Below are 13,336 nucleotides of genomic sequence, written 5' to 3'. Positions count from 1 at the left end.
TTTTTATGAATAACATTAGATGATAAGTAACTTTATTTCAATTAAACTTATGAATAATAAAAGGATAGTACTGACTATTTTTTTTCAATAATATAAAAATATAATATTTATTATTAACTTGTTAAAAAATTTGATACCTATTTTGCTCTGCTCTCTTAAATCATATCTCAATATTATAATATAGTTATAATTATATCATTTAATATTCTATGAACACTATACTATTATCCTACTATCAATTAAGTAGTAGTTTAATTCTTCTTTTGCTTAATATTTTATAGAATTCAAAATTTCGATACACTTTATTATCTTTAATACCTATTATCCCACTTAAATACTTTTTCTTGCCATAGATATTATTTAGCTCACTATCAATAAAGGTAACAATATCGTATCCTAAAACAGAATAAAAATCTCCTTTACTATTGTAAAAGTTTTCAAAACCTTTAAAAAAATCTTTACGTAGCTTATCACATATTTCACAAATTGGTGCCACAATTACTGAACCTTTAAAATATTCGTAAAAATTTTCATCTAAATATTCTTTTTTAAAGATATCTGTTCCCACAATCACTTTAATTAATCGTGGATCTTTTGCATAATATTTCAACAATGGTACAAACTTTATACTCTCATCAGAGTCACCTAAAAAAACAAAATAATAATCTGTTGCATTGTCATATTCATCATTAAATGTAACAAAAAAATTTTTCAGAGCATCTATAGTTGCATCAATAACTGTAATATTATCGTTAGTTATATTTAAATCGTTATTAGTTATCACATAGAATCTTTTTATATTGTTTAATTCAAGATAATTTTTTATCTCTTCAAAAATTTCATTATAATCAATGCCAAAATAAATTTTATCTAATCCTTTTTTATCAAGTAACTCTTCAGTTTTTTCACTAAAGTACCACCTACCATCACAATTATCCCCTATTTCCGTTAAATAATCTAACTTATTTTTCTTGATATTATATAATATACCCTTAACTTCATTTTTATCAAAACTTTCACTATTTAAGCAAATCTTTTTATCATTAAAAATGGTACTATCTTCTTCTACCTTTTTTTTATTTTCATCACTTCTCATAAACAATTTTAATATATTTGTAATTTTTTCTTCATTTTTCTTCTTTTTTATTTTTTTATTTTTATAAACATTAATTTTCCTATTTTTATCTTTTTTACTACTGAACTTTTGATTATAAATTGCAATAAGGCAAGCGTTACCAGTAAGATTAAGAGGATATCTTGAACAAATCAAGTTAGATAATCTATTTCTATCGTTTAGTTTCAAAGCTTCTTTCAATACCTTATGAATTTTATCTTTATTATTTTCTTTCAAATATATGTCAAATAACCATAATAATCTTGCATACCTGACGTCTTTATCTTTAATATCTCGTGTCTTTTCTAAGATTTCTTTTGCTCTCTTAAATTCACCAGTTTTATAAAAATAACCACCTAATAATACCTTTCCATTTATTTGGTCCTGTTTAATTCCACTCGAAATCAAAGCTTTATAAAACAAAACATCTTCTTTTGTTGGTTTTTTTGTTATATAAAAAAGGGGTGAGTAGTCTTTATTAATTTTAACAATTTCAACGCGGTTCTGTGGAACACAAGCTGTAGTTGTTACGATAAATAAAAGTATAAGTCCTTTTAAAAGGCTCTTCAACTCTAACATTTTTATACCTCAGATTATTTTTTTTTAACATCTTCTGAACACTTCTTATTTCCTCATCTATTTTTTCACCTTTATAAAAAAGAAAGCATTTTGTTTCACGTGAAACATTTTTTGTCCATTTTAAAATTTTATCTATTGTCGCAACCCCTCTTGCTGTAATAAAGTCTGGAAAAATATTTTTAATATTTTCACATCTTTCATTAACAACCTCTACATTCTTTAATTGCAACTCTTGTACTGCCTTATTTAAAAAAACGGCTTTCTTTTTTATACTTTCAACAAGAACAACTCTTCTTTCAGGAAATAAAAGCGCCAAAGGAATACCAGGAAAACCACCACCAGAACCAATATCCATAAGCAGATTATATTTAATTGTAAATATTTTAAATATATAAAGACTATCAAGGTAATGTTTTATATAAAAATTGTCATAATCTTTAATTGCTGTTAAATTTATTTGCGCATTTTTATGGATTTCAAAAAAATAATCTAAGCTTTCAATCAATTTATCATTATTAAAATAATTACTAAATATTTCTTTTCCGTTTTTCATCTTCTATATAAACATGTAAAAGAGATATAGCGGCTGGAGTTACCCCAGGAATTCTAGATGCTTGTCCTAATGTTTTAGGTCTAATCTTTGTAAATTTTTCAACAAATTCTTTTCTAAGCCCTTTAATTTTTGAATAATCAATATTATCAGGAATTCTAACATTCTCTATTTTATTAATTCGCTCTACCTCTAAAATCTGCTTTTTTATATATCCTTCATATTTAACAACAACCTCAACCTGTTCAGCAACTCTTTTATTATCAACACCACCCCAACATTTTTTAATTATTTCATAATTGATTTCAGGTCTTTTTAATAAATCATATAATGTAGTAGGAGCTGTTAGTTTTAGATCAAACTCTTTGATCATAGATAAAGTATCTTTATTAGGCCTTATTTTTATTCCCTTCAGTCTATTTATTTCATTATATAACATACTCTTTTCATTTAAAAATCTATCATATCTTGTTTTTTTTATTAACCCTAGTTTATAACCATATTCAAGCAACCTATATTCAGCGTTATCTTCTCTTAATAATAATCTATACTCACTTCTTGAGTGAAAAACTCTATAGGGTTCATCAACCCCCTTTGTTACAAGATCATCTATCATCACACCAATATAACTCTCATTTCTACGCAAAATAAAATCCTTATTATCATAAGATAATACTGCATTTACTGCAGCAACAAATCCTTGCCCAGCCGCTTCCTCATAACCAGTGGTACCATTGATTTGACCAGCAAAATACAACCCTTTAACTTTCTTAGTTTCTAGAGTCGGGTAAAGTTCTGTAGGCTGCACAAAATCATACTCTATAGCATACGCAGGTCTAACTAACTCAACCTTTTCTAGCCCTTTTACAGTTCTATACATATTTATCTGTACATCTATAGGTAACGAGGATGAAAACCCATTCGCATAAATTTCTCTACTATCAAGACCTTCTGGTTCTAAAAAAATTTGATGTCTTGTTTTATCAGGAAATTTTTTCACTTTATCTTCAATAGACGGACAATATCTTGGACCAATACCCTTTATTACACCAGCATAAAGAGGTGATCTATGTAAATTTTCATTAATTATTTGATGAGTTTTTTCATTTGTATATGTTATATAACAAGAAATTTGAGGCAGCTTTGGTCTATCACTTTCAAAAGAAAACATTTTTGGTTCTTTATCCCCTGGTTGCTCTTCAAGCTCGGAAAAATTGATAGTTGCAGCATCAAGTCTTGCTGGAGTCCCGGTTTTCAATCTTTCTAACTTAAATCCTAACCGTTTTAGAGCATTGGGCAAATCTAAAGACGGGAACTCATTCGCTCTTCCAGCAGGGTATCTTTTATCTCCAATATGTATAAGACCGTTCAAAAAAGTACCTGTAGTTAATATCACTTTTTTTGTAGTAAAAATCAAACCGTAATCTACAACCACTCCTTTTACTTGCCCCTTCTCCACCAATATATCGGTTACAACCCCCTGCTTAACATCAAGATTTTCTTCATCCATTAATACGGAAATCATTCTTTCTCTATAAAGTTTTTTATCAGCCTGGGCTCTAGAACTTCTAACAGCAGGTCCTTTCTTTTTATTTAAAATTTTAAACTGTATTCCTGTTTCATCAATATTTTTAGCCATTTCACCACCAAGAGCATCAAGCTCCTTAACTATATTCCCTTTAGCAAGTCCACCAATAGCAGGATTGCAGCTCATCTGAGCAATGGTTTCAACATAAATTGTAATCAACAATGTTTTAGCTCCCATTCTAGCAGAAGCTAAAGCAGCTTCACAACCAGCATGACCTGCACCAACCACTATAACATCATAACTTTTATCATATAATAGATTCATTATACACCTTCCATTGTTTCACGTGAAACATCAGCAAATCATATTTTACTATATTTGTTACTAAAAAATCTTTTTTTTATCTTATAAAGATCTATTTACCAATACAAAATTTCGTAAATATATTTTTTAAAATATCTTCAGTATAAATTTCTCCTGTAATTTCTGAGATTTTACTTAAACAATAATGTAAATCCACTGCCAAAATATCAAGCGTTCTATTTTCAAAATTACTTTTTACTTCAATAACAGTATCAAGAATTTCTTCAAACATAAATTTTTGTCGCTCATTTATTATTATAACACCTTCATCTTCCAATGAAACAATACTTTTTATTCTATCTTCAATTAACTCAAACAAATACTCTATACCTTCACCTGTTTTTACAGAAATTTCCACATCACAGTCAAAGTCAATCTTTTTCATATCTACTTTATTGCCTACTAAAATTACTTTTTTATCTTTTACTAGCTTTAAAATTTTTTCATCCATTTCGTCTATCTCGTCACTTAAATCAAAAATAGCCAAAATTATATCAGCTTCATCAAGCTTTTTTTTAGAATATTCAATTCCGATCCTTTCCAACTTATCAGCAGACTCCCTAATACCAGCTGTATCAATTAATTTTATAGGATATCCATTTATAACTATTTCTTCTTCTATTATATCTCTAGTTGTTCCAGGTATTTCAGAAACAATCACTCTATTCTCTCGAAGCAAATAATTCATTAAAGAAGACTTACCAACATTAGGCTTCCCAACTATGGCAATTTTTACACCTTCAGTATTATACCTATTCATATCAAATGATTTAATCATAAATTGTAGATTTGTTATAACATCATCCAATTTCTCATAAACATATTGCAACTCATAATCACTTAAATCTTCATCAGGAAAGTCCACATATGCTTCTACCACACTCAATAAATCGATCAAATTATCCTTGATTTTATTTAATTGTGACTGCAAACCTTTTTTTAACTTTATAAAAGAAGCATGTATGCCTGTAATAGATTTGGATTCTATTAATTCATAAACAGCTTCAGCCTGTACTAAATCAATCTTCCCATTCAAAAAAGCTCTCTTTGTAAATTCACCAGGTTCTGCCAAACGTATATTCAACTTAAAAATATCTTGTAATGCATTTTGAACAATCAATGGATTTCCGTGAAAAGAAATTTCAACAACATCTTCACCAGTGTAAGAATTAGGGCCTTTAAAAAAATAAAAAAGACAGTCATCATTTACATTTTTTGAAACAAATTCACCATAATACACATATCTATATTTTATATCTTGAATAGGTTTGCCTTTTACAAAAAGATATTCCTTTATTTTAAAAGCTCTGTTTCCCGAGATCCTAATAGTTATTACCGAACTTCTAAATAAAGGAGTAATTGGAGCAACTATTGTATCCATTTAACCCTTAATGCCAATTTTACGTTCAAAAGAAAGTAAAGTATTATATAAAAGCATGGCAATTGTCATTGGACCTACACCACCAGGCACTGGTGTTATATATGAGCACCTATCTTTTACATTTTCAAAGTCAACATCTCCACACACTTTATCACCTACCTTACAAATACCTACATCGATTAAAACAGCACCTTCTTTTACCATATCTTTTGTTATAAGCTTATGTTTACCAACAGCTGTTATAAGGATATCAGCTTGTCTTGTTTTATCTTTTAAATTTTTAGTATAAATATGACAAACCTGAACAGTAGCATTCATATTTAATAACATTGAAGCAAGGGGTTTCCCTGTAATATTGCCAGCCCCTACAATTACAACATCTTTACCACAAACATCAATTTTATATTCTTCAAAAAGTTCTATGATACCAAAAGGTGTACATGGAGAAAAAAGAGGATTCCCTCTTACTAATCTTCCAATATTATATGGATGAAAACCATCCACATCTTTATTGTAATCTATTGCCTCAATTATTTTAAATTCATTAATATGTTTTGGTAAAGGTAGCTGTACAAGAATACCATCCACCATAGGATTTTCATTCAACATCTGAATCACATAAATTAATTCTTCTTCTGAGACGGATTCACTCATTCTATGATTAATAGAATATATACCTGCTTGCTCACAAGCTTTCGTCTTCATTTCTACATAAAGTTTACTAGCAGGATTATTTCCCACAAGTATGACAGCAAGTCCTGGAACTTTTTTGTATTCATGCTTATATTTCAATACTTTATTCTTAATCTCATCTCTAATTTTAGATGCAACCAACTTACCATCTATTAATTGAGCCATATTTACCCCTCTTTAATGACATCAAAAGAAATTATCTCATCATCTAAACCCATAAGTTTTACACCTTGCGTGGTACGACCTAATATAGGAATATCAGAAACAGATAATCTTATAATTTTAGATGATTTTGATATAAGCATCACATCATCTTCTATTTTAACCTGTTTTGCACCTACTATTAGACCTGTCTTCTCAGTCACATTAGACAGTTTTATTCCTTTACCACCTCTTGACTGAACTCTATAATCAGTAACAAGAGAACACTTTCCATAACCTTTTGAAGTAACTGTAAGAATAAGTGGATCTCCTTTAATTACTTCCATGGAAACCACTGTATCATCTCCAATAAGTTCTATACCTCTAACACCAGTGGCAATTCTACCCATATTACGTACATCATTACTGTTAAACTGAATACATTTACCTCTCCTCGTTGAAATAAATATATAATCATCTTTAGATGTCAAAGCTGCTGCAACAATTTCATCGTTTTCTCTTAACTTTAATGCTATAATACCACTTCTTCCACTACTGAAAGCATCCAGCGAAGTTTTTTTCACAATTCCTCTTTTAGTACACATAAAAATATAACTTTCTTTATCAAAATTTTTTGTAGAAATTATTGCAGCCACATTTTCATCTTTATCAAGATTTATTAGATTTGCTATATACTTTCCTTTAGCATCTCTTGCTAACTCAGGTAAATTGTAAACCTTCAAATAATGAATCCTTCCTTTATTAGTAAAAAACATTAAGGTAGAATGATTTGTAGTCACTAAAATATCTTTGATAAAATCCTCTTTTACCCTACCAGCACCTGCTTTACCCTTACCTCCTCTCTTTTGTAACCTGTAATTTGTTAGAGGTGTTCTTTTTATAAAACCTTGAAAAGAAAGTGTTACCACCACTTCATCGTCAGGAATAAGATCTTCAATGTTTATTTCTTCTGTACTGCTTACAATATCGGTTCTACGTTGATCACCATATTTCTTCTTAATTTCTAAAAGTTCTTCTTTTATTATACCCATTAAAACCTTATTGCTTTCCAAAATTGATTTGTAAAATTCAATATTCTTCAAAGTTTCTTTATATTCATTGTTCAGCTTTTCTATCTCAAGTCCTGTTAGTCTTTGTAGTTTCATATCTAGAATAGCCTGTGCTTGTTTATCAGAAAGGTTAAATTTCTCAATAAGCTTTTCTCTTGCTGTAGCAGTATCTTTTGAAGACTTGATTAATGCAACCACTTCATCTATATTTTGAACAGCAATAATCAAACCTTCAAGAATATGTAATCTATCTTCAGCCTTCTTTAAAAGATATTTTGTTCTTCTTATAATAACAACTTTTCTATGATTTAAGAAATGTTCTAATATTTCTCTCAAAGTAAGAGTTTTAGGTCTATTATCGACTATAGCTACCAAATTGATTCCAAAGGCAATTTCCATTTGAGTGTATTTATAAAGATGGTTTATCAAAATATCAGGATTTTCTCCTTTTTTAATTTCTATTACTACCCTAATACCATCCCTATCAGATTCATCCCTTAAATCAGTAATTCCATTTATCTTTTTATCTCTAACTAGTGTAGCAATCTTTTCAATCAAACTTGCTTTATTTACCTGATAAGGAATTTCAGTGATTACTAGATATTCCTTACCTGTAGTGGATATTTCTTTCTTAACTCTTGCTCTAACTTTTATTACCCCTCTACCGGTTTTATAAGCTTTTACAATTTCATCTTTTCCATAAATAATACCAAAAGTCGGAAAATCAGGTCCTTTAATAAAACCTAATAAATCATCATCTTCATAAGCTGGTTCATCTATCATGTAAATTAAAGCATCAATCACTTCTGATAAGTTATGAGGTGGTATATTAGTAGCCATCCCAACTGCAATACCACTTGTACCATTTATTAATAAATTAGGTATTTTCGTTGGCAAAACTATAGGTTCATTTAAAGAGCCATCATAATTAGGAGTAAAATCCACTGTATTTTTATCGATATCAGCAAGCATTTCTTCAGCAATTTTTGTCATTCTTACTTCGGTATATCTCATTGCCGCCGCAGCATCACCATCAACGGAACCAAAGTTACCTTGACCATCTACTAGAGGATATCTTAAAGAAAAATCTTGAGCCATTCTTACAAGAGTATCATAAACTGCAGCATCACCATGAGGATGATATTTACCTATCACATCACCCACAATTCTTGCTGATTTTTTATAGGGCTTGTTGTGTAAAACCCCCATTTCATACATAGCATAAAGAACCCTTCTGTGAACAGGCTTTAAACCATCCCTAACATCAGGTAAAGCTCTACCTACAATAACACTCATTGCATAATCTAAATAACTCTCTTTTAATGAGTCTTCTATATTGATATCTATTACACCTTTATTTTTCATCTACCCCTCTAAATATCAAGATTTTTAACATTTAAAGCATTTTGTTCTATAAATTCTCTTCTTGGTGCAACAACATCACCCATTAACAAAGAAAATAGTTCATCTGCAGCTTCTGCATCTTCAATTCTTACCCTATAAAGAACACGCCTTTCAGGATCAACTGTTGTTTCCCACAATTGTTGAGGATTCATTTCCCCTAGACCTTTATATCTTTGCACATAAACTCCTTTTAAACTTATCATTTCAAAGTATTCCATCATTTCATCATAGTTGTTAAAAGATTTCATCCCATCACCTATTTTTACACTAAATGGTCTGTTACCCAGCGATTTTATCTTTAAAAAATTTCTTTTTAACTCTTTAAACTCAGGGGAATCAACAAACTCACTATTTATTACCACCTTTTCACTACTTTTTTCAATTATTATATTATATTTCTCATACTCTGGATTGTAATCTACATAAGCTCTATCATAATCATTAAACACATTTCTCTCTTTTAAATCATTAAAAAGAGTATCTACGAATTTCTTATCAGATAATTTTTCCTTATTTAAATATTCATAACCAGCAAGGTTGTTTATAAGTTCTCTTGTAAACCCTTTCTTCAAATATTTACTTCTTATATTTATGTATCTTTTTAATCCCCTTAAGATTTCATAATAGCTAGTTTTTGGTATTCCTTCAAATACGATATTATCAACTATATTTTTAATTACAAAATCTTCCATTTCTTTCTCGTCATGAATATATTTTTCTATCTTCCCCTTTTTAATTTTATATAAGGGTGGTCTTGCAATATATAAATAACCCCTATCAATAATTTCTTTCATATACCTATAAAAAAAAGTTAAAAGTAGCGTAGTAATATGAGCTCCATCTACATCTGCATCGGTCATAATAATAATTTTTTTATATCTGATTTTGTTTACATCAAAGCTTTTATTACCTATTCCAGTTCCAAGGGCTGTAATTATTGCTTTTATTTCATCATTTGAAAGTATTTTATCAAATCTTGCCTTTTCAACATTTAATATTTTGCCTTTTAGTGGTAATATAGCTTGGAATCTTCTATCCCTACATTGCTTAGCAGAACCACCTGCAGAATCGCCTTCCACAATAAAAAGTTCTGCCTTGTCAGGATCCCTTTCTTGGCAGTCAGCTAATTTCCCAGGTAGTGTAGATACCTCAAGAGCATTTTTTCTCCTAGTAAGCTCTTTAGCTTTTCTGGCAGCTTCTCTAGCTCTAAATGCTTGTATAGCTTTTTCTAATATTTTTTTTACATAATCTATATGTTTTTCGAAAAAGTCAGGTAAGAAACTGTTCATAACAGATTCTACAGCTGTTTTTGCGATAGTTGAACCTAGCTTACCTTTTGTTTGACCTTCAAATATAGGATCATGCAACCTAACGGATATAATAGCAGAAAGCCCTTCTCTAATATCATCACCAGTTAATGAAATTTTTTGCTTTAAAATGCCACTTTTTACGATAAAGTTATTGAAAATTCTGGTATATGCATTTTTGAAACCTATTTCATGGGTTCCACCTTCTTCAGTATGAATATTATTTACAAAAGAAATAATATGTTCTGTGTATCCATCATTATATGTGAATGCTATTTCAACCATCACATCTTCATATTTTCCGTTAATATAGATAGGTTCTTTTAATAAAGTATTTTTATTTTTATTTAAATATCTTACATAACTTACAATTCCACCTTCAGCATAAAATTCTTGTTTTCTATCATTTCTTTCATCAATAAAAATAATCCTAACACCTGGATTGAGATATGCAAGTTCCCTAAATCTTCTTTGTAAAATTTCGTAAGAAAATTCTATTTCTTCAAATATCTCAGGATCTGGTTTGAATCTTATTTTTGTACCTGTTTTTTCAGATTTACCAATTCGTTCAAATTTTGTAACAGGTTTACCCTTTTCATATTTTTGATAGTATACTCCACCATCTCTCTTTATAGTTACTTCTAAGTATTCGCTTAAAGCGTTAACTACTGATACTCCCACACCATGTAAACCACCTGATGCGTAATAAGCACCCTTTTCAAACTTACCACCAGCATGTAAAGTAGTCATTACTACTTCAACTGTGGGTTTTTTCATAGTGGGATGAATACCTATAGGAATACCCCTACCATCATCTTCAATTGTGACACTGTTGTCTATATGAATAGTTATAGTAATATTATTGCAATAACCTGCTGTGGCTTCGTCAATGGAATTATCTACTACTTCGTATATAAGATGATGCAGACCTCTATGGTCAACAGATCCAATGTACATTCCAGGTCTTTGCCTTACAGCTTCAAGACCCTCTAATACCTTAATACTACTTTCAGTGTAACCTTTTTCTTTCATTATTCACCTTTCACAAATTAATTGTATTTATATTTTTTATATATTTTTTTTCCACGCCAGTTATGATAATCTGGTTTTTAGAAAAAAGCTCATAAAATATTTTTACCCGCTTTTCATCTAAACCTGCTTCGAAGTCATCTAAAAGGATTATTATATCATCTTTTTTGTTTTCTTCAATAATTTTAAGAGTTGAGTATACAGTGAATATGGATAATTCTTTTTTTTGACCAAATGAGAGTAGATTTTCTATATTTATATTGTCTCTGTTTGTTATTTTTATTGTTTGTGAGTTTGAACTTAACAAACTTTTATTTATAGTTTTCTCCTTGTTTATAAGATTACGTATGTTTTCCTGATAAATTTCGAAGTGTATATGTTTTAATGTGCTGTGATTTCTTAATCTTTCATTTATAGAATTGAGAAGTTCTTTTCTATAATTCAATATTTTTTTTAGTAAATCAGTTATCATTTCATTGTATATTTCTATATTTTTGTAGTCTCTGTGTTTTATTAAGAGGTTTTTTTTTTGTTCTATTAATCTGTTGTGCTTTTTCAATAAAATTCTGTATTCTTTGTTTATGAAGAATAAGGTTTTGTCAATGAATGAGAGTTTTTTTCTATTGCTCTTGTCGGTTAATCCTTCATAGTAAGGTGAGTGTATAAATATTGGAAAATTAATAATTATGTCTTGAAGTTTCTCAATCTTTTTTCCGTTTAATAAGTGGTATTTTTTATTTTTTTCGATTTTTAGTAGAAATTTATAATCAAAATTATGTTTTTCGAATAGCGCATTTATTATAGAATGTTCTTTTTTGATGGTTATCATATCAGAAAGTTTGTTAGTTTTAAAGCTTTTTCTGCTTATAGAAACTATAATTGCTTCTAAAATACTAGTTTTTCCTGCTCCGTTAATACCAGTTATATAGTTTTTTTTTTCAAAATTGAATTTTTTTTGTGCGTGATTTCTAACGTTTTCTATACTAAGTTCTTTCAAAATCATTTAGTGTTTACGTTCTATTGATATTGGTGTGAGCAGATATTTATACCAATCATCGTCAGGATAAAAAAGTATTGGATTTTTTCTGCCTACTAATTTCATTATAAAGAATTCCGAATCTATGTGACTTAAAATGTCAATTACGTGTTTTGTGTTTAAGATTATATCCATTGGTTCGTATTCGTATTCTATACCATCAACTGATTCATATCCATGTCCATATTCTGTTTCTAGGCTGTATATGTCTAATTGGTTTTGATTAAAAGAGAAAACAGCAGCATGGGTAATATCACTTGTTAACGTAGAAACTCTTTTTACAGATTCTAATATTTTGCTTTTTGGAAGCTTTACGCTTACTTTGTATTCAATATTGAAAAGCTTATTTAAACTTGAAATATATTTTTCTATTAGCTTTGTGTATATAGTTATATTACCAGTTTTGAATATGGCCTGTTTTCTATCTGTTTCGATTGAAATATATTCATTAATGTCAAGGATTTTGATGAGTTCTGTAATTGTCTTTTTAGGGATGTTTATGGTAAATTCATCGGAAAACTCTTCTTCGAAATTTGACTCGGTTACACCAATCTTTTGAAAGTCAGCCGCTGAGAGTTCTAATTTATTGCCAAATACTTTGAAGTGGCCACCTGTGTATTCAGGTTTTGATCTATCATTTGATATACAAAATTGTATTTTTTCAAACATAACTTTTAGCTGTTCTGATTTAAGTCTTATAAAATACTCTGGAGTTATGTCTGCTATGGTGGGGAAATGTTCAGGTGGTAGGGTTGAGAGTGTAAACTTTGATTTGCCGCATTTGATTATGAATTTTGATCCAGTAAATTCTGCGTTAATTATGCTGCCATCTGGAAGTTCTTTTAAGATTTCTGCAAATTTTTTTGCTGGTATTGTGGTTGTACCTGTTTGTTCTATATCAGCTTCAAATTTTCCTGTAAATGCTGTTTGTAAGTTGGTGGATTTGATGGTTATTTCATTACCTTCGGCTTCTATATATAAGTTTTGTAAGATTGTATTTAAGTTTTTGGAAGTAGTGAAGTTGTTTGCGTGATTGACTAGTTCTACAATATCGTTTTTCAAACATTTAAACTTCATTATTATACTCCTAATTTATTTAAAGATAGTAATAATAGTAATATAGCATTTTGGAATTGTTTAC

Annotated in this window: 9 protein-coding genes; all 9 read right to left on the bottom strand. The window is 29.2% G+C overall.

What is annotated here, in order from left to right:
* Positions 1–235: 235 nt before the first annotated feature.
* Entirely contained in the window at positions 236–1,693 is a 1,458-nt protein-coding gene (locus OWK30_RS00155) for a tetratricopeptide repeat protein (protein WP_423322375.1), read from the bottom strand.
* Positions 1,608–2,246, bottom strand: a complete 639-nt coding sequence (gene rsmG / locus OWK30_RS00150) for a 16S rRNA (guanine(527)-N(7))-methyltransferase RsmG (protein ID WP_423322373.1) — start codon at positions 2,244–2,246, stop codon at positions 1,608–1,610. Before rsmG ends, OWK30_RS00155 begins: the two co-directional genes overlap by 86 nt.
* Positions 2,221–4,095, bottom strand: coding sequence for a tRNA uridine-5-carboxymethylaminomethyl(34) synthesis enzyme MnmG (mnmG, locus tag OWK30_RS00145; RefSeq protein WP_423322371.1), 1,875 nt, complete (start codon positions 4,093–4,095; stop codon positions 2,221–2,223). The genes rsmG and mnmG overlap by 26 nt, the downstream gene beginning before the upstream one ends.
* Before the next feature lie 91 nt (positions 4,096–4,186).
* The gene (gene mnmE, locus OWK30_RS00140) at positions 4,187–5,515 is read right to left on the bottom strand and encodes a tRNA uridine-5-carboxymethylaminomethyl(34) synthesis GTPase MnmE (RefSeq protein WP_423322369.1); all 1,329 of its coding nucleotides are present in this window, start codon (positions 5,513–5,515) and stop codon (positions 4,187–4,189) included.
* Positions 5,516–6,373 (bottom strand): bifunctional methylenetetrahydrofolate dehydrogenase/methenyltetrahydrofolate cyclohydrolase FolD, encoded by an 858-nt coding sequence (gene folD, locus OWK30_RS00135; protein ID WP_423322367.1) that lies wholly within the window; start codon positions 6,371–6,373, stop codon positions 5,516–5,518.
* 2 nt (positions 6,374–6,375) lie between these two features.
* Positions 6,376–8,784, bottom strand: coding sequence for a DNA gyrase subunit A (gyrA, locus tag OWK30_RS00130; RefSeq protein ID WP_423322365.1), 2,409 nt, complete (start codon positions 8,782–8,784; stop codon positions 6,376–6,378).
* Between the two features lie 8 nt (positions 8,785–8,792).
* A complete protein-coding gene (gyrB, locus tag OWK30_RS00125) occupies positions 8,793–11,162 on the bottom strand; it encodes a DNA topoisomerase (ATP-hydrolyzing) subunit B (RefSeq protein WP_423322363.1) in 2,370 nt (789 codons plus the stop codon).
* Positions 11,163–11,172: 10 nt separating this feature from the next.
* The gene (locus tag OWK30_RS00120; protein WP_423322361.1) at positions 11,173–12,162 is read right to left on the bottom strand and encodes an AAA family ATPase; all 990 of its coding nucleotides are present in this window, start codon (positions 12,160–12,162) and stop codon (positions 11,173–11,175) included.
* On the bottom strand, positions 12,163–13,272 hold the full coding sequence (gene dnaN / locus OWK30_RS00115; RefSeq protein ID WP_423322359.1) for a DNA polymerase III subunit beta: 1,110 nt from the start codon (positions 13,270–13,272) through the stop codon (positions 12,163–12,165).
* Positions 13,273–13,336 lie beyond the last annotated feature (64 nt).

The sequence above is a fragment of the Deferribacter abyssi genome (assembly GCF_049472655.1).
In the GTDB taxonomy this organism is placed as follows: Bacteria; Chrysiogenota; Deferribacteres; order Deferribacterales; family Deferribacteraceae; genus Deferribacter; species Deferribacter abyssi.
Note: the sequence above shows the minus strand (reverse complement) of the source record. Positions and strands in the feature narration are given on the sequence as shown.